Origin of the sequence: Microbacterium sp. (genome assembly GCF_044508325.1) — a bacterium.
GTDB lineage: Bacteria > Actinomycetota > Actinomycetes > Actinomycetales > Microbacteriaceae > Microbacterium.
Window position 1 is genome coordinate 200,563 of record NZ_JBIQHX010000001.1, and the last position, 22,374, is coordinate 222,936.

21 protein-coding genes are annotated in these 22,374 nt (G+C 71.0%); 9 read left to right on the forward strand and 12 right to left on the reverse strand.

Annotated elements, in window-relative coordinates; all coding sequences use genetic code 11:
* Positions 1–3 precede the first annotated feature (3 nt).
* Positions 4–864 (reverse strand): hypothetical protein, encoded by an 861-nt coding sequence (locus ACIWQI_RS00955; RefSeq protein WP_396655179.1) that lies wholly within the window; start codon positions 862–864, stop codon positions 4–6.
* Positions 865–909: 45 nt separating this feature from the next.
* Here ACIWQI_RS00955 and ACIWQI_RS00960 point away from each other — a divergent pair, with 45 nt between their 5' ends.
* On the forward strand, positions 910–1,284 hold the full coding sequence (locus ACIWQI_RS00960) for a VOC family protein (protein WP_396655180.1): 375 nt from the start codon (positions 910–912) through the stop codon (positions 1,282–1,284).
* Between the two features lie 25 nt (positions 1,285–1,309).
* Positions 1,310–4,237, forward strand: a complete 2,928-nt coding sequence (locus tag ACIWQI_RS00965; RefSeq protein ID WP_396655181.1) for an aminotransferase — start codon at positions 1,310–1,312, stop codon at positions 4,235–4,237.
* Between the two features lie 4 nt (positions 4,238–4,241).
* Here the strand turns inward: ACIWQI_RS00965 and ACIWQI_RS00970 are convergent, their stop codons facing one another.
* The 7 genes from ACIWQI_RS00970 to ACIWQI_RS01000 form a co-directional block, all read right to left on the reverse strand.
* Positions 4,242–4,706 (reverse strand): DUF3817 domain-containing protein, encoded by a 465-nt coding sequence (locus tag ACIWQI_RS00970; RefSeq protein ID WP_396655183.1) that lies wholly within the window; start codon positions 4,704–4,706, stop codon positions 4,242–4,244.
* 35 nt (positions 4,707–4,741) lie between these two features.
* Complete coding sequence (locus ACIWQI_RS00975) at positions 4,742–5,197, reverse strand: MarR family winged helix-turn-helix transcriptional regulator (protein ID WP_396655184.1); 456 nt, start codon at positions 5,195–5,197, stop codon at positions 4,742–4,744.
* A gap of 39 nt (positions 5,198–5,236) precedes the next feature.
* Positions 5,237–6,211: a class 1b ribonucleoside-diphosphate reductase subunit beta gene (gene nrdF, locus ACIWQI_RS00980; RefSeq protein ID WP_396655185.1), complete on the reverse strand. Its 975-nt coding sequence runs from the start codon at positions 6,209–6,211 to the stop codon at positions 5,237–5,239.
* Positions 6,212–6,241: 30 nt separating this feature from the next.
* Positions 6,242–8,398 (reverse strand): class 1b ribonucleoside-diphosphate reductase subunit alpha, encoded by a 2,157-nt coding sequence (gene nrdE, locus ACIWQI_RS00985; RefSeq protein ID WP_396655186.1) that lies wholly within the window; start codon positions 8,396–8,398, stop codon positions 6,242–6,244.
* A complete protein-coding gene (nrdI, locus tag ACIWQI_RS00990) occupies positions 8,380–8,814 on the reverse strand; it encodes a class Ib ribonucleoside-diphosphate reductase assembly flavoprotein NrdI (protein ID WP_396655187.1) in 435 nt (144 codons plus the stop codon). Before nrdI ends, nrdE begins: the two co-directional genes overlap by 19 nt.
* 49 nt (positions 8,815–8,863) lie before the next feature.
* On the reverse strand, positions 8,864–9,097 hold the full coding sequence (nrdH, locus tag ACIWQI_RS00995; RefSeq protein ID WP_396655188.1) for a glutaredoxin-like protein NrdH: 234 nt from the start codon (positions 9,095–9,097) through the stop codon (positions 8,864–8,866).
* Positions 9,098–9,376: 279 nt separating this feature from the next.
* On the reverse strand, positions 9,377–10,060 hold the full coding sequence (locus ACIWQI_RS01000) for a hypothetical protein (RefSeq protein WP_396655189.1): 684 nt from the start codon (positions 10,058–10,060) through the stop codon (positions 9,377–9,379).
* Between the two features lie 161 nt (positions 10,061–10,221).
* Between ACIWQI_RS01000 and ACIWQI_RS01005 the strand changes: the two genes are divergently transcribed.
* The 7 genes from ACIWQI_RS01005 to ACIWQI_RS01035 all read left to right on the forward strand — a co-directional run bounded on the left by ACIWQI_RS01005 (position 10,222) and on the right by ACIWQI_RS01035 (position 17,038).
* A complete protein-coding gene (locus tag ACIWQI_RS01005; RefSeq protein ID WP_396655190.1) occupies positions 10,222–11,367 on the forward strand; it encodes a sensor histidine kinase in 1,146 nt (381 codons plus the stop codon).
* Positions 11,364–12,023, forward strand: coding sequence for a response regulator (locus ACIWQI_RS01010; protein WP_396655191.1), 660 nt, complete (start codon positions 11,364–11,366; stop codon positions 12,021–12,023). The genes ACIWQI_RS01005 and ACIWQI_RS01010 overlap by 4 nt, the downstream gene beginning before the upstream one ends.
* Before the next feature lie 39 nt (positions 12,024–12,062).
* The gene (locus tag ACIWQI_RS01015; protein ID WP_396655192.1) at positions 12,063–13,280 is read left to right on the forward strand and encodes an MFS transporter; all 1,218 of its coding nucleotides are present in this window, start codon (positions 12,063–12,065) and stop codon (positions 13,278–13,280) included.
* 26 nt (positions 13,281–13,306) lie between these two features.
* The gene (locus ACIWQI_RS01020) at positions 13,307–14,476 is read left to right on the forward strand and encodes an acyl-CoA dehydrogenase family protein (RefSeq protein ID WP_396655193.1); all 1,170 of its coding nucleotides are present in this window, start codon (positions 13,307–13,309) and stop codon (positions 14,474–14,476) included.
* A gap of 49 nt (positions 14,477–14,525) precedes the next feature.
* On the forward strand, positions 14,526–14,975 hold the full coding sequence (locus ACIWQI_RS01025) for an iron chaperone (RefSeq protein WP_396655194.1): 450 nt from the start codon (positions 14,526–14,528) through the stop codon (positions 14,973–14,975).
* A gap of 25 nt (positions 14,976–15,000) precedes the next feature.
* Positions 15,001–16,272 carry a DUF445 domain-containing protein gene (locus tag ACIWQI_RS01030; RefSeq protein ID WP_396655195.1) on the forward strand — a complete coding sequence of 424 codons (1,272 nt, stop codon included), beginning with the start codon at positions 15,001–15,003 and terminating at the stop codon, positions 16,270–16,272.
* A gap of 295 nt (positions 16,273–16,567) precedes the next feature.
* On the forward strand, positions 16,568–17,038 hold the full coding sequence (locus ACIWQI_RS01035) for a SixA phosphatase family protein (protein ID WP_396655196.1): 471 nt from the start codon (positions 16,568–16,570) through the stop codon (positions 17,036–17,038).
* A gap of 1 nt (position 17,039) precedes the next feature.
* Here the strand turns inward: ACIWQI_RS01035 and hutI are convergent, their stop codons facing one another.
* The 4 genes from hutI to hutU are packed head-to-tail and all read right to left on the reverse strand — an operon-like array spanning position 17,040 to position 22,370.
* Positions 17,040–18,224 carry an imidazolonepropionase gene (hutI, locus tag ACIWQI_RS01040; protein WP_396655197.1) on the reverse strand — a complete coding sequence of 395 codons (1,185 nt, stop codon included), beginning with the start codon at positions 18,222–18,224 and terminating at the stop codon, positions 17,040–17,042.
* Positions 18,221–19,495, reverse strand: coding sequence for a formimidoylglutamate deiminase (locus tag ACIWQI_RS01045; protein ID WP_396655198.1), 1,275 nt, complete (start codon positions 19,493–19,495; stop codon positions 18,221–18,223). The genes hutI and ACIWQI_RS01045 overlap by 4 nt, the downstream gene beginning before the upstream one ends.
* Entirely contained in the window at positions 19,492–20,709 is a 1,218-nt protein-coding gene (locus tag ACIWQI_RS01050) for an allantoate amidohydrolase (protein WP_396655199.1), read from the reverse strand. The genes ACIWQI_RS01045 and ACIWQI_RS01050 overlap by 4 nt, the downstream gene beginning before the upstream one ends.
* Positions 20,706–22,370: a urocanate hydratase gene (gene hutU / locus ACIWQI_RS01055; protein WP_396655200.1), complete on the reverse strand. Its 1,665-nt coding sequence runs from the start codon at positions 22,368–22,370 to the stop codon at positions 20,706–20,708. Before hutU ends, ACIWQI_RS01050 begins: the two co-directional genes overlap by 4 nt.
* Positions 22,371–22,374 lie beyond the last annotated feature (4 nt).

Below are 22,374 nucleotides of genomic sequence, written 5' to 3' on the forward strand. Positions count from 1 at the left end.
AGGCTATTCCGATGCCGACGCGAGGTATTTCGGGAGGATCGCCGGATTCGTCTCATCCCACTTCTGGACGGTCTGGGCGATCCAGAACCCGGCGAAGAAGATCACCAGGGCGGCTTCGCCCAGAAGCACCAGGGGCACCTCCGCCGGCGCGTGGCCGGTCAGGCGCAGGACGAAGACCACGGCGAGGAAGACGACGGACAGCAGGATGCCGGCGCCACACACGATGTACACCGTCCGCCAGGGCGATCGCGCCGTCACGGCCGCGACGATCGACGTCGCCGCGACGAGGCAGAAGAACGCTCCGGTCGCGACGAAGTGCCCCCCTTCGACGAACGACGCCGGGGCCGCCAGCCACCATCCCGTGAGTGCGGCGATGATCGCCGCCGCCGCGGCGAGCGCGGTGGCCACGGCCCTGCCCATGGTGCGCTGCGCGAACGCGAGCGCGCAGGCGGTCAGCACGCCGAGCGTGCCCACCACGGCCAGCGACAGCATCCCGTTCCCGATGCCGGGCAGCTCGGACGCGGGCACGCACGGCCTCGTGCAGTCGACCACCAGGCCCGGGGCGTCGCCGGTGAGGACCGTCGTCGGCACGATCGCGATGACCGGTGCGAACAGGGCGGCCAGATCCAGCAGCGCCTGCTCGACGCTGTGCCCGGAAAGGGCGAGCAGCGCGAGGGCGACCGCGAAGAGCACGCCGACGAAGACGCCGCGACCCGGCGTGTACAGCAGGGCGCTGATCGAGGTGAGCGGCCCGTCGGCGACGAACACGACGACCAGCGAGACGGCCAGCAGCACGACCGCCCCGATGATCGCGAGGCGGACGTAGCGGTACGTGCGCTGGGTGGAGGTGCTCGGCAGTCGCATGACGACATCCTCCCGCTGTCGGTGGCCGCTCGTACGCTGGCGCACATGGAATGGAAGATCGAGCTCATCTTCGTGCCGGTGACCGACGTCGACCGCGCGAAGGATTTCTACGTGAAGATCGGCTTCAACGCCGATCACGACCAGACCCCGTTCGAGGGCCTCCGCTTCGTCCAGCTCACACCGCCCGGCTCGGCGTGCTCGATCGCGATCGGCACCGGGCTCGGCAACCACGGCGTGGCGCCGGGCAGCCTCGACGTGATCCAGGTGGTCGTGCCCGACGCCGACGAGGCGCTCGCTCACCTCCGCGCGGCGGGCGTCGAGGCGGACGGCGTCGACGAGCAGGCGTGGGGTCGCTTCGTCACCTTCGCCGACCCCGACGGCAACCGCTGGACCCTGCAGGAGCTTCCCGCCCGGAGCTGAGCGCGGCCGGTGCGAGAATCTCCTCGTGACCGATCTCATCCCGGATGCACCGCCGCGCCTGACGGCGCGGGAGGCCGCCGCGATCGCGCGTGACGTGTTCGGCGTCGATGCGGTCGCGCGCGAGCTGGGCAGCAATCAAGACCGCAACTTCGCGCTCGAGACCGCTGCCGGCCCGAGACTGCTGAAGATCGCGAATCCGGCGATCGGCGATGCGGAGCTCGAGGCCCAGTCCCGCGCCGCCGTGCTGATCCGCGAGCGCTCCGGCGTGCGAGCCCCCGGCGCCCACACCTTCGCCGACGGCACCACGATGCGGCGAGTCGCCGCCGGCGGCGCGCGCCTGCTCGACTTCCTCTCCGGCAGCACGCTCTCGGGAAGCAGGCACCTCTCGCCCGCGGTGATCGACGCGATGGGCGCCCTGGCGGCATCCGTGGACCTCGCGCTCGCCTCGTTCACCGGCGACGGGGTCCAACGCACGAGTCAGTGGGATCTCCGGCGGGCGCCGGACGTGCTCGCCGAGCTGCTTCCCGAAGTGGCCGAACCGGCGCTTCGTGCGCGGGTGGCCGATGCCGCCGCAGCAGCGTGGGCGGTGGTCGGCCCGTTGGCTGCGGACCTGCCGATGCAGGTGATCCACGGCGATCTCACGGACGACAATATCGTGGCTCTCGAGCGACCCGTGTCCTCTCCCGACGGCGTCATCGACTTCGGCGACCTGCACCGGTCGTGGCGGGTCGGCGAGCTCGCGGTGACCGTGTCGTCGCTGCTGCATCACGACGGCGTGGGGCTCGCGGACGCCGTGCGCGCCGTCTCCGCGTATCACCGCGCAGCACCGCTCGGCGACGCCGAGCTCGATGCGCTGTGGCCGCTGGTCGTGCTGCGCGGGGCGGTGCTCGTGGTCAGTGCGCACCGCGTGCTCCGAGACGACCCGGCGAACGCATACGCCCTCGAGAACCTCGAGCACGAACGCGCGATCTTCGACGCGGCCACCTCGGTGCCGCTGCCGGTGGCCACGGCCCTCGTACGTCGCGCGGCAGGCGCCGAGGCCGCCGCCCTGGCCCTCCCCTCCCGCGCACGGCTGCTGGCGGACGGCATCGGGGTGCACGAGCTCGACCTGTCGGCGACGAGCCCGCTGCTGCACGAGGGGCGCTGGCTCGATGACGGGGCGGAGGCCACCCTCGCCGCCGAGGCGCTCGAGGCCGGGGCCGGCGTGGTCGTGACCCGGTTCGCCGAGCCGCGCCTGACCCGATCCCGACCCGGACCGGCCGAGCCGGCGAACGTCGTGCTGGGAATCGACCTGACCGCATCCGAGCCGGTGGAGCTGCGCGCTCCCTGGACGGGCGAGCTGACCGCGACCCCGGGCCGACTCCTGCTCACCACCCCAGGAGTGCGCCTCACCATCGCGCCGCGCGCGTTCGCAACTCAGTCCACAGGCAACGCCGACCGGGTGGATCCGGCGCAGTCGCAGGGCCGGGCCGTGCCGGGACTGAATACCGGACGGCAATCGGGGCCGGTCGGCGCCGGGCAGGTGCTCGGCGCGTTCACCGGCACCGTGCGGGTCACCGTCGACGACGGCACCGAGCTGCCCGACGCGGTGACGCCGTCGCTCGCCGCGGCATGGCGGGCGGTCGCGGCGGACCCGACTCCGCTCATCCTCGGGCGCGAGGCATCCGATGCCCGCCCCGACGCCGCCGCGCTCCTCGCCCGCCGGACGGCGCACCTCGCCGCGGTGCAGGAGCACTACTTCGCCGAGCCTCCGGTGATCGTGCGCGGGTGGCGCGAGCTCCTCGTCGACGCCGACGGGCGCGTGTACCTGGATGCCCTCAACAACGTGACCTCCATCGGCCACGCCCACCCGCGGCTGGTCGCGGCGGTGACCGAGCAGTGGCGACTCATCAACACCAACTCCCGGTTCCATTACCCGGTGATCGTCGAGTTCTCCGAGCGGCTGGCGGCCCTGCTGCCGGACGGCCTCGACCAGGTCTTCCTCGTCAACAGCGGCTCCGAGGCGGTCGACCTGGCGCTGCGGCTCGCGCGCGCCGCCACGGGTCGCCGCGACATCCTCGCCGTCCGCGAGGCGTACCACGGCTGGACCGACCTCACCGACGCCGTCTCCACCTCGATCGCCGACAACCCCAACGCACTCAGCACCCGGCCGGAGTGGGTGCACACCGTCGACGCGCCCAACAGCTTCCGCGGCCCCCACGCCGCCGACCCCGGGCGATACGCACGCGAGGCCGTCGCCGAGATCGAACGGCTGGCGGCCGCCGGCACGCCGCCGGGGGCGTTCATCGCCGAGACGCTGTACGGCAACGCCGGAGGGCTCGCACTCCCCGACGGCTACCTCGCCGCCGTGTACGACGCGGTCCGCGCACACGGCGGGCTCGCGGTCGCCGACGAGGTGCAGGTGGGCTACGGACGACTGGGCGAGTGGTTCTGGGGGTTCGAGCAGCAGGGGGTCGTGCCGGACATCGTCGCGGTCGCGAAGGCCATGGGCAACGGACATCCTCTCGGCGCCGTGATCACCACGAAGGAGATCGCCGAGGCCTACCGCACGCAGGGGTACTTCTTCTCGTCCGCGGGAGGCAGCCCGGTCTCCTCCGCCGTGGGACTTGCGGTGCTGGATGTCATCCGCGACGAGCAGCTGCAGGGCAATGCCCGCGAGGTAGGCGGATACCTGAAGGCGCGCCTGCAGGAGCTGGGCGACCGGCATCGGCTGCTGGGCACGGTCCACGGGTACGGGTTCTATCTCGGCCCCGAGTTCATGCGCTCGCCGACGGAGCCCGCGACCGAGGAGACCGCGGCGATCTGCGAGCGGATGCGGCGGCTCGGGGTGATGATCCAGCCCACCGGCGACCATCAGAACGTGCTGAAGATCAAGCCTCCGCTGTGCTTCTCGCGGGAGAGCGCGGATGCCTTCGTCGATGCGCTGGACCGGGTGCTCACCACCGGGTGGTGAGGGATCAGCGCCCGCCGGGCGGGCCGATGATCAGCAGCACCACGAAGATCACGACGACCGCGGCCGCGAGGAGGATCACCAGCACCCAGGGCCGGCCCAGGAACCAGCGCAAGAGTCTGTCGTGCCAGGCGCCGTCGCGGGGATCGTCGGTGGCCTCCAGGCGCCACTGGCCCCCGAGACGCCCTGTGCGGTGCAGCCAGACCTCGACCGGTATGGTCGCGTACGGGATGACGGCGCTGACGAGCGCGACGGCGGTCGGCCATGGGCGCCAGCGGTTGTTCTTCGCGACGAGGATCGACGTCGCCCCGTAGCAGAGGAACACGAACCCGTGGATGCCGCCGGCGACGGGCACGAAGAACGACCCGTCGTCGGTCACCGCCCGCACGATGAGGGCGGCGATCAGAAGCGTCCATGAGATCGCCTCCGCGACGGCGAACGTGCGGAAGAGCGTGAGAGGGCGTCGGAACATACCTTCAGCCTAGCTGAAGGATTCTGAGCATCAGCTCACTCGTGGTCGTGCTCGTCGGTCGGGCGGGATACGCGTAGGTCCAAGCCGAACGGCTCTTCGTGCAGTCCCTCCAGTGCTCGCGTGAGCACGGGAGCGCCCCGCGCGAAGGAGGCGTCGAGCTCGGCGAGACGGGCGTCGGCGAGCTCGAGCGCCCGGATGCCCTTCTCGGTCACCCTCAGATCGGAGGCGGTGCCCGCGTGCGCGGTGGCGTCGGATGCCAGGCCGTCGTCGACGAGCGTGCGCACCGCCGTGTGGGCGGTCTGGACGGTGATCTGCGATCTGCGGGCAAGCTCGCTGAAAGAGATGCCCGGGGTCGCCTGGATGTGGGCCAGGAGCCCGTACTTGCGCGTGGTGAGACCGGCTTCCTTCAGCGCGGCGCCGAGCTGCGCGTCCCACACCGCCGACACGGTCAGCAGAGCGATGACGGGGCTGAACGGCGGACGGTCGGTCATGCCCACCATGCTAGTGAGCAGACCTCAGTGGTCCCCGGCTCAGAAGTCCCAGTCCTCGTCCTCCGTCGAGACCGCCTTGCCGATGACATAGGACGAGCCCGAACCACTGAAGAAGTCGTGGTTCTCGTCGGCGTTCGGCGACAGGGCGGACAGGATCGCCGGGTTGACGTTGGTCACCGTCGACGGGAACATCGCCTCGTACCCGAGGTTCATCAGCGCCTTGTTGGCGTTGTAGTGGAGGAACTTCTTCACGTCCTCGGTGAGGCCCACCGCGTCGTAGAGGTCCTGCGTGTAGTGCACCTCGTTGTCGTAGAGCTCGTAGAGCAGCGAGAACGTGTAGTCCTTCAGCTCCTGGCGTTTGGCCTCGTCGACCTGCTCGAGCCCCTTCTGGAACTTGTAGCCGATGTAGTAGCCGTGCACGGCCTCGTCGCGGATGATGAGGCGGATGAGGTCGGCCGTGTTGGTCAGCTTCGCCCGGCTCGACCAGTGCATCGGCAGGTAGAAGCCCGAGTAGAACAGGAACGACTCCAGCAGGGTCGAGGCGACCTTGCGCTTGAGCGGCTCGTCACCGCGGTAGTACTCCATGACGATGCGCGCCTTGCGCTGCAGGTTCTCGTTCTCGACCGACCAGCGGAACGCCTCGTCGATCTCCTTCGTCGAGCACAGCGTGGAGAAGATCGACGAGTAGCTCTTCGCGTGGACCGACTCCATGAAGGCGATGTTCGTGTAGACGGCCTCCTCGTGCGGGGTCAGCGCATCGGGGATGAGCGAGACCGCCCCGACCGTGCCCTGGATGGTGTCCAGCAGCGTGAGCCCGGTGAACACCCGCATCGTGAGCGTCTGCTCCTGGGCGGTGAGCGTGTTCCACGACTGGATGTCATTCGACAGCGGCACCTTCTCGGGCAGCCAGAAGTTGCCCGTGAGGCGGTTCCACACCTCGAGGTCCTTCTCGTCCTCGATGCGGTTCCAGTTGATCGCCTGGACATGCTCCAGGAGCTGCAGTTTCTCGGCCATTTCCTTCTCTTTCAGAACCCGGTCAGCGCGTCAGAGCATGCAGGAGACGCACTCGCTCATGTCGGTGCCCTCCAGCGCCAGCTGCCGCAGCCGGATGTAGTAGATCGTCTTGATCCCCTTGCGCCAGGCGTAGATCTGCGCCCGGTTGATGTCACGGGTGGTGGCGGTGTCCTTGAAGAACAGCGTCAGCGACAGCCCCTGGTCGACGTGCTGGGTGGCCACGGCGTACGTGTCGATGATCTTCTCGTAGCCGATCTCGTACGCGTCCTGGTAGTACTCCAGGTTGTCGTTGGTCATGAACGGCGCCGGGTAGTAGACGCGACCGAGCTTGCCCTCCTTGCGGATCTCGATCTTCGACGCGATCGGGTGGATCGAGCTCGTCGAGTTGTTGATGTACGAGATCGAGCCCGTCGGCGGCACCGCCTGCAGGTTCTGGTTGTAGATGCCGTGCTCCTGGATCGACGCCTTCAGCTCCCGCCAGTCGTCCTGGGTGGGGATCGGGATGCCGGCGAACAGCTCCTTGACCTTCTCGGTCTGCGGCACCCACTCCTGCTCGAGGTACTTGTCGAAGAACTCCCCGGTGGCGTACTTCGAGTCCTCGAACCCGTCGAAGGCGCGCCCGCGCTCGATGGCGATCCGGTTCGATGCGCGCAGCGCGTGGAACAGCACCGTGTAGAAGTAGATGTTCGTGAAGTCCAGGCCCTCCTCGGAGCCGTAGTGGATGTGCTCGCGCGCGAGGAAGCCGTGCAGGTTCATCTGCCCGAGGCCGATCGCGTGCGAGCGGTCGTTGCCGTCCTCGATGGAGCGCACCGACGAGATGTGGCTCTGGTCGCTCACAGCGGTGAGGGCGCGGATGCTCGTCTCCACCGTCCGGGCGAGGTCCTTGCCGTCCATCGCCAGCGCGATGTTCATCGAGCCGAGGTTGCAGGAGATGTCCTTGCCGATGTCCTTGTACGAGAGATCCTCGTTGTAGGTGGTGGGCGTGTTCACCTGCAGGATCTCGCTGCACAGGTTCGACATGTTGATCCGGCCCTTGATCGGGTTCGCCCGGTTCACCGTGTCCTCGAACATGATGTACGGGTAGCCCGACTCGAACTGGATCTCGGCGAGCGTCTGGAAGAACTCGCGCGCGTTGATCTTCGTCTTCTTGATGCGCGCGTCGTCCACCATCTCGCGGTACTTCTCGCTGACGGAGATGTCACCGAACGGCACCCCGTAGACGCGCTCCACGTCGTACGGCGAGAACAGGTACATGTCCTCGTCGTTGCGGGCGAGCTCGAAGGTGATGTCGGGGATGACGACCCCGAGCGAGAGGGTCTTGATGCGGATCTTCTCGTCGGCGTTCTCGCGCTTGGTGTCGAGGAACCGCATGATGTCGGGGTGGTGGGCGCTGAGGTACACGGCGCCCGCGCCCTGGCGCGCGCCGAGCTGGTTCGCATACGAGAAGGAGTCCTCGAGGAGCTTCATCACGGGGATGATGCCGCTGGACTGATTCTCGATCTGCTTGATCGGCGCGCCGGATTCGCGGATGTTGCTCAGCAGCAGCGCGACGCCGCCGCCGCGCTTGCTCAGCTGCAGCGAGGAGTTGATGCCGCGCGAGATCGACTCCATGTTGTCCTCGATGCGCAGCAGGAAGCACGAGACGAGCTCGCCGCGCTGCGCCTTCCCGGTGTTCAGGAAGGTCGGCGTCGCCGGCTGGAAACGTCCGCCGATGATCTCCTCGACGAGGTCGATCGCCAACTGCTGGTCGCCGTCGGCGAGACCGAGCGCGGTCATGACCACGCGGTCCTCGAAGCGCTCGAGGTAGCGCTTGCCGTCGAAGGTCTTCAGCGTGTAGCTCGTGTAGTACTTGAAGGCGCCCAGGAACGTCTCGAAGCGGAACTTCTTCGAGTACGCGAGGTCGTTGAGCTTCTGGATGAACTCGAACGGGTACTTCTCGATGACCTCGGCCTCGTAGTACTCCTTCTCGACGAGGTAGTCGAGGCGCTCCTTCAGCGAGTGGAAGAACACCGTGTTCTGATTCACGTGCTGCAGGAAGAATTCGCGCGCCGCACGCCGATCGGCGTCGAACTGGATCTTCCCGTCCGGCCCGTAGAGATTGAGCATCGCGTTGAGGGCGTGGTAATCCATCCCGTCGAACCGCGAGTCGTGCTTGAACGACTCCGTGATCACTGCTGCTTCCACCATTGCTCCAGTCCGGCGCTCACGCGCTCGACATCCTCCGACGTGCCGAAGACTTCCAGCCGGTACAGGTGCGGCACGTGGCACTTGCGGCTGACGATCTCGCCGGCGAGGCAGAACGCCTCACCGAAATTCGTATTGCCCGCGGAGATCACTCCGCGGATGTGGCGGCGATTCCGCTCATCGTTGAGGAATCGGATCACCTGCTTGGGGACGGCGCCCTTCTCCTCGCCCCGTCCCTGGCCGCCGCCGTAGGTCGGGGTGACGAGGACGAAGGGCTCGTCCACCACGAGCGGCTCCTCCGACCGGTGCAGCGGGATGCGGCGCGCCGGGAGGTCGAGCTTCTCGATGAAGCGGGCCGTGTTGCCCGACACGCTCGAGAAGTACACGAGCAGCGGCGTGGATGTCGCCAGTGCGCTCATGTTCCCCCCTTCCCGGTCGCACGCTCCCGGCCGTCGGTGAGCGCCTCCGCTATGCGAGCCGCGACGCGAGCTCGTCGATCTTGTCGGGACGGAAGCCCGACCAGTGGTCCTCGTCGGTGATGACGACCGGCGCCTGCAGGTAGCCCAGGGCCTTCACCTGCTCGAGGGCGGCCGGATCCTCGGAGAGGTCGAGGACCTCGTATTCGATGCCTTTCGAGTCCAGCGCGCGGTACGTCGCGTTGCACTGCACACAGGCGGGTTTCGTGTAGACCGTGATCGTCATTCCGACCCGACTCTCCCCTCACATCCACGTTCTCTCCGGCAGACCCCCCGCCGGGATAGCAATACTACATATGGGTACCGACAACGGGAAGCACCACAAGGGGTAGTAGTTACAATCGTGTAGTTTTCCACCGCTCTCCCTGAGTACAACACAGGTTGTCCACCGTTTCATCCACAGATCGACGCCGACCGAGAAGCCTGGAAAACCCCTGAATCCCGGCGGTTTCGAGGGCCCCCGCCGAAGCTGTCCACAGCCTCACGCTAGAAGGCGCCTCCGACATCAGATCTCCTGTGGAATCCGCCTCGTCGGCGTGTCGCGGCGTGTCGCGTCGCCCACGGCGCCGCTGCGCGCGACCGCCACCGCCAGCGGCACCCAGGCGAGGGCCAGTGCGACGAGCTGCACCACTCCGGCGATGGGGCCGCCGAACAGGTTCGCCCCGGCGGTGACCACGGCGGCGATCGGCACCCACACGGCGACGACTCCCGCGATGCGCAGCCCGACGGTGAGGACGATCGGACCCAGCGAGAACCCGATCAGGAACGCGTACAGCAGGATGTTCCCGAGCAGTTCGCGGTCGGCTGCCGCTTCCATCGCCGTCGTGGCGTCGGCATCGAGCCCCGCCTGCGCCAGCGCGCCGTAGAGCCCGAAGAAGAGGGCGACGTGCCCGATCCCCGCCGCCAGCCCCGCCCCGGTGAGCAGGGCGCCGATGCCGGTGACCACCCGGCCGCGGGCGGGCGCGAGCGCGGCAACGGCCGGGATGCCGGCGAGCCACGCGATCGGCCCGAACACCCCGAGCAGCCCGATCGCCAGCCAGGCATCCGGGAACTGCACGGCGGCATCGGTGGCGGTGGGTGCGGGGCCGGCCGGCTGCAGCATCCATTGCGCGATGTCGCCGGCGATGAGACTGAGCGGACCGACGATCAGGGCCGTCACCGCGACGACCCGCCCGAAGATGTGGGACATGATGTTCTCCGTTCCTGCGCTGATGCGCACGCTCGCAGACTCCCGGCTCCTCCGGCCATGCCGCATCGGCTGCCGGAGCGAATCGCGTCGTCCGGACGGCGCGCGCCCTGTCGTCCGTGCGGACGACGCCGATGGTCCGCACTGGTGAATAGAGTGGCGACATGCGCCAGGCCATCGCGCGATCGTGGCGCCGGTCCCTCTGGGGCTTCCCGGCTCCCGACGTCGCGCTCGCGGCGGCCCTGTGCGCAGTCGCGATCGCCAGCGTGCTGACCGGTAACCCGGACGAGGGCCCGCTCGCCGTGACGCTGCCGGCGGCCGTCGTCTCGACGGCCGCCCTGCTGTGGCGACGGCGCAGCCCGCTCGTGGCCGTCGCGCTGGTGATGGTGGCCGGAACCGCGCAGACCGTGCTTTCGCAGTCTCCCGGATCGCTGTGGTCGCTCGCGGTGCACGCGATCGTGATGTACTCGCTCGCCGCGTATCTCCCCGAGGGCCTCGCTGCCATCGCCGGCGCCGTGCTGACGGCGGTCCTGCTCGTCCAGGAGCGTCTCGACAACGGCGTGGACTACGTGTTCATCCTGCTGCTGTTCGGTGGTCTGTGGCTGCTCGGACGTGCCAGCCGCCTGTGGCGCGGACGGGTTCGCACCGCGGAGCGCCGCCAGCGGGAGGCTGCACACCTCGCCGTCGTCGAGGAGCGCCTTCGCATCGCCCGCGACCTACACGACGTCGTCGCGCACAGCCTCAGCGTGATCGCGGTGCAGGCCGGGGCCGCCGAGGCCGCACTGGGCTCTTCGCCCGCACGCGCGGCCGCTCCCGTGCACGCCATCCGCGAGACGGCCCGTGCCGCCCTGACCGAGATCCGCAGCATGCTGGACGTGCTGCGGACCGATGACGACGACCTTCCCGGTCGCGCCTCGCCGGGAATCGCGGCCATCGCGGGGCTCGTGGATGCGGCGTCCGCGGCGGGCACGCCGGCATCCCTCGATGTCCGCCTCACGGACGCGCCCGTGCCGCCCGCCGTGGATCTGGCCGCCTACCGGATCGTGCAGGAGAGCCTGACGAACGCGCGCCGGCATGCGGCAGGCGCACCGGCGGCGGTGGCCGTCGAGCAGCAGCAGGACCGGCTCACCGTCCGCGTCGTGAACGGCCGGTCCGCGGCAGCCGCCACCGCGGGCGGATCGGGCTACGGCATCGCGGGCATGCGCGAACGCGCGGAGGCCCTCGGCGGCCGCGTGGAGGCGCAGCCGACGGGAGACGGCGGGTTCGCGGTGACGGCCCTGCTGCCCCTGACCCCGTGGAGGCACGGATGACGCGGGTGCTCATCGCAGACGATCAGCAGCTCGTGCGCACCGGATTCCGGCTCATCCTGGATCTGGAGCCCGACATGGAGGTGGTCGGCGAGGCCGCCGACGGGCAGGAGTGCGTGCACGCGGTCGCCCGCGACGATCCCGACGTGGTGCTGATGGACATCCGGATGCCGGTGCTCGACGGCATCCAGGCCACGCGCCGGCTGACCGAGGCGGGCAGTCGCGCCCGCGTGCTGGTGCTCACCACCTTCGACCTCGACGAGTACGTGTTCGAGGCGCTGCGCGCCGGGGCGGCGGGATTCCTGCTGAAGGACGCGCCACGGGAGCAGCTTCTCGCGGCGATCCGCCAGGTCGAGGCGGGCGACGCCCTACTCGCGCCCACCATCACCCGCCGTCTGATCGAGCGGTTCGTCCAGGCGCCCCTCCCCGACGACGCCCTGCGGCGGCGGCTGGCCTCGCTCAGCCCGCGCGAAGCCGAGGTGCTCGGGCTGGTCGCACAGGGCCGCACGAACGCCGAGATCGCCGCAGAGCTGTTCGTCACCGATGCGACCGTCAAGACGCACATCGCGCGGATGCTCGCCAAGCTCGGGGCGCGCGACCGCATCCAGGCCGTCGTCATGGCGTACGAGGGCGGCTTCGTGCAGCCGGGACGCCGCTGACCGACACGCTGCCGGTCAGCATTGGCATAGCGTTGATGCGTGGCGGGATCGGCGGGTTATCGGGAGCTGCTGCGGACGACGGGTGTGGGACGGATCATCGCCGCACAGCTGACCGCGCGCTTCCCCAACGGCATGGTGAGCCTGGGCGTGCTGCTTCACGTCGAGCAGACGACCGGGTCGTACGGCGCCGCCGGCCTGGTGCTGGCGGCCGCATCGGTCGGCCAGGCCGTGTCGGGCCCCGTGACCAGCCGCTGGATGGGCCGCTGGGGCATGCGTCCCGTGCTCACACTCACGATGCTCGTGTGCGCGGCGTCGCTGATCGGGCTGGCGCTCGCGCCGCCCCTGCTCGGGCTGCTGATGGTCCTCGGCGCCCTCGCGGGGCTCGCCACGCCGCCGGTGCAGTCGGCGGTGCGCACGATCTACCCGAAGCTCGTGAGCGCCCGGCAGCTCACTCCGCTGTTCTCGCTGGACGCCTCCCTGCAGGAGATCATCTGGATCCTCGCGCCGGTGCTGATCACCTTCATCTCCACGCAGATCGGCACGGTCACGGGTCTGCTGACGATCGTGGTGATCCTGGTGGGCGGCGGCGCGTGGTTCATCCTCTCCCCCGAGGTCGGACGGGTGCGCATCCCGCCGAGCCGCCGCGCGTTCGGGAAGGTGCTCGCCCGGCCGGCGGTGCTGCTGGCCACCGTCACGGGGTTCCTGCTGATCGGAGCGTGCGCCGCGGTCGAAGCCGGCGTCGTCGCCACCTTCAGCCACGGAGGCCTGGAGGCGGGGCTCGTGCTCGCCGTGTTCTCGATCGGCAGCCTCGTGGGCGGTCTGGCGTCGGGCCGCATCCCGATCGGCCGCTGGGCGATGGCACGGCGGTTCGCGATCGTGACGGTGGGCCTGGCCCTCACGATGATCTCGCTGAACGTGTGGTGGATCGGCGGCACGCTCTTCCTCGCCGGCATCGGCATCGCGCCCGCCCTTGCGGTGATGTTCGCGATGACCACCGCGAGCGTGAAGTTCAGCGACACCGCCGAGGCGTTCGGCTGGGTCGGGACCGGGCAGCTCATCGGCGCTGCGGCGGGCTCGGCGGTCGCCGGCTTCCTCATCGACGGCGTCGGCCCGACCGGCGCGTACTGGGCGGGTGTCGCGTTCGCGGCGGTGGGGCTGATCGTCTCCGCCGTCTTCGTGCGCGGCTTCCCCGACCTGCGCCACCGCGACCCGAGCCCCATCCCCGACACCGAGCCGGTGGGCACGATCGCCGGCTGAGCCCGGCCGGACGCCCGCGGGGCACAATGGGACCTGTGAGCGACTTCGACCCCGCAGAGATCCTCCCCGACGACCTGCTGGAGCGCTTCCGCTCCCGCGCCGCGGTCCACGACCGGGAGAACTCCTTCCCGGTCGACGACCTCGCGGAGCTGACCGAGCGGGGCTACCTCGCCATCCTCGTGCCGCGGGAGCTCGGCGGCGGCGGGCTGGGCCTGGCCGAGGCATCCCTCCTCCAGCAGCGTCTGGCGACCGCCGCCCCGGCCACCGCCCTGGCGGTGAACATGCACCTGATCTGGACCGGCGTGGCGAAGGTCCTCGAAGACCGCGGCAGCCGCGATCTGCGATTCGTCCTCCACGGAGCCGTCGCCGGCGAGGTGTTCGCCTTCGGCATCAGCGAGGCCGGAAACGACCTCGTGCTCTTCGGCAGCGACACGGATGCCTCGCCCCGCCCCGACGGCTCGTACGCCTTCACCGGCACGAAGATCTTCACCACCCTGGCCCCCGTGTGGACGCAGCTCGGTCTGCACGGGCTGGACACCACCTCGCCGGACGCACCCAGGATCGTGTACGCGTTCGTGCCCCGCACCGGCGACGTCGTCACGCGCGACGACTGGGACACGCTGGGCATGCGCGCCACCCAGTCGCGCACCACCGAGCTGCACGGCGCGACCGCCCCGCCCGACCGGATCGTGCGCCGTGTCGATCCCGGGCCGAACCCCGACCCTCTCGTCTTCGGCATCTTCAGCGTGTTCGAGCTGCTGCTCGCCTCGGTGTACACGGGCATCGCCCGCCGAGCGATCGACCTGGCCGTGGAGATCGCGAACGCCCGCCGCTCGAAGAAGACCGGCAGGGCGTACAGCCAGGATCCGGACATCCGCTGGCGCATCGCGGACATGGCGCTCGCCTACGACGCCCTGCCGCTGCAGCTGGCGGGCCTGTGCGGCGCGCTGGACGACCTCACTCCGCCCGACGGCTTCTGGTTCTCGCAGATGAGCGGCGTCAAGCACCGCGCGGTCACGATGGCCAAGCGCGTCGTCGACGAGGCGATGCTCGTCGCCGGCGGCTCGTCGTACTTCACGCGGTCGGAGCTGTCCCGGCTCTACCGCGACGTGCTGGCGGGCCTGTACCACCCCTCCGACCCGGAGTCGGCGCATGCGACCGTCGCGACGGCGTGGCTGGGGCCGGTCGAGGACTGAGCAGGATCGGAGAAGCGGGCGCGTCGCCGCCGCGCGTAACGTCGAGGCCATGAGCACGACGAAGAACACGAAGTCCGGATTCACCGCCGAAGAGCGCGCCGCCATGAAGGAGCGCGCCGCCGAGCTGAAGGCGCAGCAGGCCGGCGGCTCGAAGAGCGCCAAGGCCCAGCGCGACCTGGAGGCCTGCCTGGACGCCATCGCCAAGCTGCCCGACGACGAGCGCGCGATGGCCGAGCGCATCCACGCGATCGTCACCGAGGTGGCACCGCACCTGCAGCCGAAGACCTGGTACGGCTTCCCCTCCTATGCCCGCGACGGCAAGATCGTCGTCTTCTTCTCCCCCGCCTCGAAGTTCAAGACCCGCTACTCGTCGCTCGGCTTCGAAGAGGCCGCCCAGCTGGACGAGGGCGACATGTGGCCGGTCGGCTTCGCGCTCCACAGGATCGGGGACGCCGAAGCCGCGCGCATCACCGAGCTCGTCAAGCGCGCCGCCGGCTGAACCGCGGGCGTGCGAGGATGACCGCATGGCCCGCACGCCCGTCGCACTGCTGAGCCCGGCCGACCGCGAGCGCCTCCGGGGCCTGCGCTTCATGAAGGGCGTGGCCCTGGGGGCGCTGGTGCTGATGGCGGTGGTCTTCGTCATCGCGTTCGCCCTCGAGGATCGCGCGCCCTGGCTGTCCTACGTCCGCGCCGCCGCCGAAGGCGGCATGGTGGGGGCGCTGGCCGATTGGTTCGCCGTCACGGCGCTCTTCCGGCATCCGCTCGGCATCCCGATCCCGCACACCGCGATCATCCCCCGCCGCAAGGACGAGATCGGCCGCACCCTGGGCGACTTCGTCGAGACCGAGTTCCTCTCCGGCCCGATCGTGCGCACCAAGCTGGAGTCGATGGATGTCGCCGCGCGCCTGGGCGCATGGCTCACCGTGGAGTCCCACGCGGCGCGCGTCGTCGAAGAGGGCTCGGCGATGGCCGCGGGGATCCTCCGCGCACTCAGCGACGACGAGGTGCAGGAGGTCATCGCCGAGCTCGCCCGCGAGCACCTGCTCGTCCCGGACTGGGGGCCGCCTGCAGGCGCCTGGCTCGAGCGCGTGGTCTCGGCCGGAGCCCACCACGGCGCGGTCGACCTGGCGGTCGACAGCATCGCGGCCTGGCTGCACGCCAACCGTGCCGCCTTCGAGGGCCTCGTCTCGCGCCGCCTGCCGGCGTGGGTCCCCGGCATCGCCCACCGCCTGGTCGACGACACCGTCTACAAGGAGGCCGTGCGGTTCGCCGACGCCGTGCGCGCCGACCCGGTGCATCCGGCCCGGCGCGCGCTCGACGGGTACCTCGCCCGGCTCGCCGACAACCTCCAGCACGACCCCGCCACCATCGGGAAGCTCGAGGACGCCAAGCGCATCGTGTTCGACAGCCCTCGCGTGCGCGCGCTCGCGGCGCAGGCCTGGGAGGCCGCGAAGAACGGTCTGCTGACGGCGCTCGCCGATCCGCGCAGCGGTCTGCGGCTGCGCGCGCAGGACGCCCTGGCCGAGACGGGGCGGCGTCTGCAGACGGATGCCGCGCTGCGCGGGCGGGTCGACACCTGGATCGCGGATGCCGCGTCGTTCCTGGTCGATCGCTACCGGCATGACATCGCGAGCATCATCACCGACACGGTGGAGCGGTGGGATCCGGCCGAGACGACGCAGAAGATCGAGCTGCAGGTGGGCCGCGATCTGCAGTACATCCGCCTGAACGGCACCATCGTCGGCGCCCTCGCCGGCGTCGTCATCTACACCGTCGCGCACGCCATCATCGGCTGATCCTCGGAAGAATGCGGCCCCGGGATGTTTCGGGGGCTGCCCCGGGGCCGCATTCCGCTCCCGACCATGTGCGGGAGTTCGCCGTCGCATTCTCCGCGTCAGGGGGGCGTCCGTCGCGGGCGAGGGCTTCAGTCGCGGTCGCGCGCCCCAGGCGGCGGCCGGTCCCTACCTTCGTACCGTACACAGCGGCGCCGCGTCCACCATCAGACCGATATATCGGTCACGCGCACGCCTCCGGCGCCGCACCCGGTAGCGTCGGACCCATGCTCCTGTCTCACGTGCGCCCGGCGGCGGCATGATCACGCTCGCGCTGGTGCGGCACGCCAAGTCCGACTGGGGGGCGCCGCAGCGCAGCGACCACGACCGCCCGCTCAACGCCCGCGGGCTGCGCGACGCGCCGCGCATGGCGCGCCGGCTCGCCGAGTCGGGTCTGCGTGCGGAAGCGATCCTTTCGAGCACGGCGGTGCGGGCGGCCACGACCGCCGACTTCTTCAGCGAGCCGTTCGGCGTGGCCGTCGAGCGCCAGGAGCGCCTGTACGCCGCCCCGGCCCCGGTGCTGCTGCGGGCGGCGGCCGAGCGGGCAGCCGCGTCGGTGATCGTCGTCGCGCACGACCCCGGGATCTCCACGCTCGCCGCGGACCTGTCCGACGGCGCCATCGCCCGCATGCCGACGTGCGCGGTCGCCGTCTTCACCTGGGATGAGAGCGACTGGGATGTCGCGACGGCGCTGTCCCCGCAGCGATGGACCTTCGAGACCCCGAGGTGACTCAGAGCCGGACGCCGCCGCGGTAGACCGCCCCCACGAGCGGCACACCCGGCCGGTACGCCAGATGCACGCGAGACGGGGCATCGAGCAGCAGAAGGTCCGCGCGGGCGCCGGGGGCGATCAGCCCGACGTCGTCGCGCCGCAGCGCCCGCGCCCCGCCTGCGGTGGCCGCCCACACCGCCTCGGCCGGTGTCATGCCCATCTCGCGCACCGCCAGCGCGATCATCAGGGGCATGGAGCTGGTGAAGCTCGAGCCCGGATTGCAGTCGCTGGCCAGGGCCACCGTGACCCCCGCATCCAGGAGGCGCCGTGCATCCGGATAGGGCTGCCGCGTGGAGAACTCCACGCCGGGCAGGAGCGTGGCGACGGTGTCGCTGCCCGCGAGCGCCGCGATGTCGTCGTCGTCGAGATACGTGCAGTGGTCGACCGATGCCGCCTGCACCTCGACCGCGATCCGCACGCCCTCCCCCGGGCCGAGTTGATTGCCGTGCACGCGGGGGCGCAGACCCTTCTCGACGCCGGCGGCGAGGATGCGGCGGCTCTCCGCCGGCGTGAAGGCACCGGTCTCGCAGAACACGTCGATCCAGCGGCAGAACGGCGCGCAGGCGTCCAGCATCGGGCCGCACACGAGGTCGATGTACTCGTCGCGGGCGTCGGCGTACTCGGCGGGCACGACATGGGCGCCCAGGAACGTCACCTCCGGGGTGACCTCGGCGGCCAGGCGCGCCGCGCGCTCCTCGTCGCGGACGGTGAGACCGTAGCCGGTCTTCACCTCGAACGTGGTGGTGCCCTGTCGGTGCAGCTCGGCGACGAAGCCCGCCAGGCGGGCGCGCAGCTGATCGTCGCTCGCCGCACGGGTGGCGGCGACGGTCGTCCGTATGCCGCCGGCGACATACGGACGACCGGCCATACGCGCCGCGAACTCCTCGGCACGGTCGCCGCCGAAGACGAGGTGGGTGTGCGAGTCGACGAAGCCGGGGATCACGGCGCGGCCTCCGGCGTCGACGACCGCGGCACTGTCGCCGCGGGCGTGCCGCGCGACGGAGTCGGACGCGGGCCCCGCCCACACGATGCGGCCGTCCTCGATGAGCACCGCCGCATCGGCGAGGGTGCCGTACCGGTCCGCCCCGCCGGCCAGGGACGGGTCGTTGGTCGTGAGCTCGCCGATGCCGGTCAGCAGGATCATGACACGCTCCTCTCGTCGCGGCGGTGCGCACGACCGCCCACGAACACCGTGCGCACGTCGGTCCCGCGCGCGACCAGCGGCAGCTGCGCGGGGTCTGCGCCCGCGGTGCGCGCCGACCGCAGGTCGAACTCGACGGCGTCGAAGGCGTCGCCGATGCGGAACCCGGCCGGGCCCGGCCGGCCGCCCGCGGCCGCCTGCCACAGCTGCATGGGGCTGAAGACGCCGCGGCGCCGCAGCCGCAGCCGCTGATCGAGCTCGAGTCGCGCCGTCTCCTCCCAGGGATCGGCGACCGCGTGCTGATCCGATCCGATCGCCAGTCGCGCGCCGGCGGCGAGCAGCTCGGGCGCGGGCCCGATCCCGTCTCCGAGGTCGGCCTCCGTCGTCGGGCACATCACGATCGTCGCTCCCGCCTCTCCCAGCAGGGCGATGTCGGCATCGCTCAGATGCGTGGCGTGCACCGCCCACAGCCGCGGCGACAGGAGCCCGGACTCGGCGAGCAGCCCCACCGGCGTGCGACCGTAGGCCTTCAGGCACGCGTCGTTCTCGGCAGGCTGCTCCGACACGTGCACGTGCAGGGGCACGTCCGCGGGCAGTCCGGCGGCGATCACCGCGAGGTCGTCGGGGGTGACCGCCCGCACCGAATGGACCGCCGCCGCGACGCTCACTCCCGGCGTCTCAGGCCGGTCCGCATCCTCCGCGAGGGCGTCCCGCAGACGGTGCCAGCGCTCGAGCCACGCGTGCGCCGACGCATCCCCGAACCGGCGCTGCTGCGGGCCCAGCGCCTGGTCGACCCCGCCACGCAGGTAGCACGCGTCCAGCAGCACCAGCCGGATCCCCACCGCGCGCGCCGCGCGTACCAGGGCGCGCTCCATGTCGTGATCGGGATAGGGCGACCCGTCCGGGCGGTGGTGCACATAGTGGAACTCCGCGACCGTCGTGCACCCGGCATCCCGCAGCTCGCGGTACACCTGCGTCGCGACGCGCTCGCAGCCTTCCGGCGTGAGCGCGGCGGCCTCGGCGTACATCCGGGTGCGCCACTGCCAGAAGTCACCGCCGTCGGCATGCGTGCGGCCGCGCAGCAGCCGATGGAAGGCGTGCGAGTGCGCGTCGATCGCGCCGGGGGCCAGCACGTCGCAGACGGTGTCGGCCGGTGCCGATGCGGCATCGGTCTCGATGGCGGTGATGACGCCTGCGCGCACGGTGAAGACGACGTCGCGGGCGACGGCGTCGTCGACGAGCGCGGATGCGGCGCGGATGCGGGAAGCCGTCATCCCGGCTCCTCGGCGAGCTCGCGCAGCACCGCCGCGAGCGCTTCGACGCCCGCCTCCACGTCCGCCGCCTCGGCGCTCTCGGCGGGGGCGTGCGACACGCCCGTGGGGTTGCGGACGAAGAGCATGGCGCTGGGCACGTGGGCGGACAGGATGCCGGCGTCGTGCCCCGCGCCGGTCGGGATCACCGGCGCGCCGCCCAGCAGGCTCGCCAGGCGCTCGCGCAGCGCCGGATCGAAGTCCACCCGCGGCGAGAACGACTCCTCCACGAGCTCGACCTCGCATCCCTCATCCGCGGCGATGCGGCCGAGCGCGGCGGTGAGCTCAGCGATCGCGGCGCGCACCTCGTGGTCGTGCGCGGCACGCACGTCGACCCACGCGTGGGCGCGCGAGGCGATGACGTTCGAGCCTCCCGGCACGGCCTCGACCCGTCCGACGGTCCCGCGCAGGAGAGCGCCGGAAGAGGCGGCTACCCGCCGCACCGCGAGCACGGCCTGCGCGACAGCCACCACGGGGTCGTGGCGGCCGTCCATCGGCGTCGTGCCGGCGTGGTTGCCCTCTCCTGTGAACGTCGCACGCCACCGGCCGTGCGCGAGGATCCCCTCGGCGACCGCGACCGGAGCGCCGCGGTGCGCGAGGTCGAGACCCTGTTCCACGTGCAGCTCGACGAAGACGCCGACGCGCGCCAGCAGCTCGGGGTCGGCGCCGATCCGCTCGAGGTCGCCTCCGGCAGCGGTCCACACCTCCGAGAACGAGGTGCCGCGCGCATCGACGCGGTCGGCGAGGTCGGTGAGACCGAGCTCGCCCACCAGGAGGCGCGAGCCCAGACACGGTGCATTGAACCGCGCGCCCTCCTCCTCGGCGAACACGCACACCGCGATCGGCCGGCGGGGGCGGTACCCCTCCTCCCGCAGCACCTGCACGGCGGCGAGCGCGCTCACCACGCCGAGCGGTCCGTCGTAGGCGCCGCCGCCGGGCACCGAATCGAGATGGCTGCCGGTGACCACCGCGGGCGCGGCGAGGTCGCCGGCATCCCACCAGGCCCACAGGTTGCCGTTGCCGTCCCGCTCGACACGGAGCCCGCGCTCGGCGGCGCGCTCGACGAACCACTCGCGCAGGGCGAGGTCGGCGTCGTCGAAGAGATGCCGCGAATAGCCGCCGCGGACAGGATCCCGCCCGATGTCGGCGATCTGGGCGAGCAGCGCGGTCGCGGTCACGGCCGGTCCAGCATCGGCACCGTCAGCCCGCGCTCACGCGCCACCTCGCGCGCGTGCTCGTACCCGGCGTCGACATGCCGCATGACGCCGGTGCCCGGATCGTTGGTCAGCACCCGCTCCAGCTTCTGGGCGGCGAGGTCGGAGCCGTCGGCCACGGTCACCTGCCCCGCGTGGATGGAGCGGCCGATGCCGACGCCCCCGCCGTGGTGCAGCGACACCCACGAGGCGCCGCTCGCCGTGTTCAGGAGGGCGTTCAGCAGCGGCCAGTCGGCGATGGCGTCCGACCCGTCGGCCATCGCCTCGGTCTCGCGGTAGGGGCTTGCCACCGATCCCGAGTCCAGGTGATCGCGGCCGATGACGATCGGGCCCTTCAGCTCGCCGGAGGCGACCATCTCGTTGAACCGCAGTCCCGCCAGGTGCCTCTCCTTGTACCCCAGCCAGCAGATGCGGGCCGGGAGGCCCTCGAAGTGCACCTTCTCGCCGGCCTGCGACAGCCAGCGGTGCAGCGCCGCGTCCTCGGGGAACAGCTCCATGACGGCGCGGTCGGTGGCGGCGATGTCGGCCGGGTCGCCGGAAAGGGCCACCCAGCGGAACGGTCCCTTCCCCTCGGTGAACAGGGGCCGGATGTACGCCGGCACGAAGCCGGGGAACGCGAAGGCCCGCTCGCAGCCGCCCAGCTCGGCTTCGCGGCGGATCGAGTTGCCGTAGTCGAACACGGCGGCACCGGCATCCTGGAATCCCACCATCGCGTCCACGTGCGCCGCCATCGAGGCGCGTGCCCGCTCCGTGAAGCCGTCCGGATCGGCGGCCGCGGCATCCCGCCACTCGTCCACGCCCACGCCGATCGGCAGGTACGCCAGCGGATCGTGCGCGCTGGTCTGATCGGTCACGATGTCGATCGCGATGCCCCGGCGCAAGAGGTCGGGGAAGACCTCGGCGGCGTTGCCGACGACTCCCACGGAAAGGGCCTCGCCGACGTCTTTGGCGGCGAGGACGCGTGCCACGGCCGCATCCAGATCGGTCGTGTACTGGTCAAGGTAGCCGTGTTCGACCCGGCGGGCCAGCCGTGATTCGTCGACGTCGACGATGAGCACCGCTCCCCCGTTGAGGGTGACCGCCAGTGGCTGCGCCCCGCCCATGCCGCCGCAGCCGGCGGTCAGGGTGAGGGTGCCCGCCAGCGAGTCGCGCCCCAGCGACCGCGCGACGGCCGCGAAGGTCTCGTACGTCCCCTGCAGGATCCCCTGGGTGCCGATGTAGATCCACGATCCGGCCGTCATCTGCCCGTACATGGTCAAGCCGAGCTCCTCGAGGCGACGGAACTCGGGCCACGTCGCCCAGTCCCCGACGAGGTTGGAGTTCGCGATGAGCACGCGGGGCGCCCACTCGTGCGTGCGGAACACGCCCACGGGCTTGCCCGACTGCACCAGCAGCGTCTCGTCCGGCTCGAGCTCGTCGAGCGTGCGCACGATCGCGTCGAAGGCCTCCCAGCTGCGGGCAGCCCGGCCGGTGCCGCCGTAGACGACGAGGTCTTCGGGGTGCTCGGCGACCTCGGGGTCGAGGTTGTTCATGAGCATGCGCTTCGCGGCCTCGGCGCCCCAGCTCTTCGCGGTGCGCTCGGGCCCGCGCGGCGCGCGGACCGTGCGGGAGGTCGTGTCGGTCATGGTG

What these genes read in the sequence shown, in the direction of transcription:
- nrdF (WP_396655185.1), bottom strand. Translation starts at nt 6,211, where the DNA reads ATGGCCGAGAAACTGCAGCTCCTGGAGCATGTCCAGGCGATCAACTGG.
- ACIWQI_RS01030 (WP_396655195.1), top strand. Translation starts at nt 15,001, where the DNA reads ATGGCCCGCACGCCCGTCGCACTGCTGAGCCCGGCCGACCGCGAGCGC.
- nrdH (WP_396655188.1), bottom strand. Translation starts at nt 9,097, where the DNA reads ATGACGATCACGGTCTACACGAAACCCGCCTGTGTGCAGTGCAACGCG.
- hutI (WP_396655197.1), bottom strand. Translation starts at nt 18,224, where the DNA reads ATGATCCTGCTGACCGGCATCGGCGAGCTCACGACCAACGACCCGTCC.
- ACIWQI_RS01020 (WP_396655193.1), top strand. Translation starts at nt 13,307, where the DNA reads ATGGGACCTGTGAGCGACTTCGACCCCGCAGAGATCCTCCCCGACGAC.
- ACIWQI_RS00960 (WP_396655180.1), top strand. Translation starts at nt 910, where the DNA reads ATGGAATGGAAGATCGAGCTCATCTTCGTGCCGGTGACCGACGTCGAC.
- hutU (WP_396655200.1), bottom strand. Translation starts at nt 22,370, where the DNA reads ATGACCGACACGACCTCCCGCACGGTCCGCGCGCCGCGCGGGCCCGAG.
- ACIWQI_RS01010 (WP_396655191.1), top strand. Translation starts at nt 11,364, where the DNA reads ATGACGCGGGTGCTCATCGCAGACGATCAGCAGCTCGTGCGCACCGGA.
- nrdI (WP_396655187.1), bottom strand. Translation starts at nt 8,814, where the DNA reads ATGAGCGCACTGGCGACATCCACGCCGCTGCTCGTGTACTTCTCGAGC.
- ACIWQI_RS00975 (WP_396655184.1), bottom strand. Translation starts at nt 5,197, where the DNA reads ATGACCGACCGTCCGCCGTTCAGCCCCGTCATCGCTCTGCTGACCGTG.
- ACIWQI_RS00970 (WP_396655183.1), bottom strand. Translation starts at nt 4,706, where the DNA reads ATGTTCCGACGCCCTCTCACGCTCTTCCGCACGTTCGCCGTCGCGGAG.
- ACIWQI_RS01035 (WP_396655196.1), top strand. Translation starts at nt 16,568, where the DNA reads ATGATCACGCTCGCGCTGGTGCGGCACGCCAAGTCCGACTGGGGGGCG.
- ACIWQI_RS00955 (WP_396655179.1), bottom strand. Translation starts at nt 864, where the DNA reads ATGCGACTGCCGAGCACCTCCACCCAGCGCACGTACCGCTACGTCCGC.
- ACIWQI_RS01045 (WP_396655198.1), bottom strand. Translation starts at nt 19,495, where the DNA reads ATGACGGCTTCCCGCATCCGCGCCGCATCCGCGCTCGTCGACGACGCC.
- ACIWQI_RS01005 (WP_396655190.1), top strand. Translation starts at nt 10,222, where the DNA reads ATGCGCCAGGCCATCGCGCGATCGTGGCGCCGGTCCCTCTGGGGCTTC.
- nrdE (WP_396655186.1), bottom strand. Translation starts at nt 8,398, where the DNA reads ATGGTGGAAGCAGCAGTGATCACGGAGTCGTTCAAGCACGACTCGCGG.
- ACIWQI_RS01025 (WP_396655194.1), top strand. Translation starts at nt 14,526, where the DNA reads ATGAGCACGACGAAGAACACGAAGTCCGGATTCACCGCCGAAGAGCGC.
- ACIWQI_RS01000 (WP_396655189.1), bottom strand. Translation starts at nt 10,060, where the DNA reads ATGTCCCACATCTTCGGGCGGGTCGTCGCGGTGACGGCCCTGATCGTC.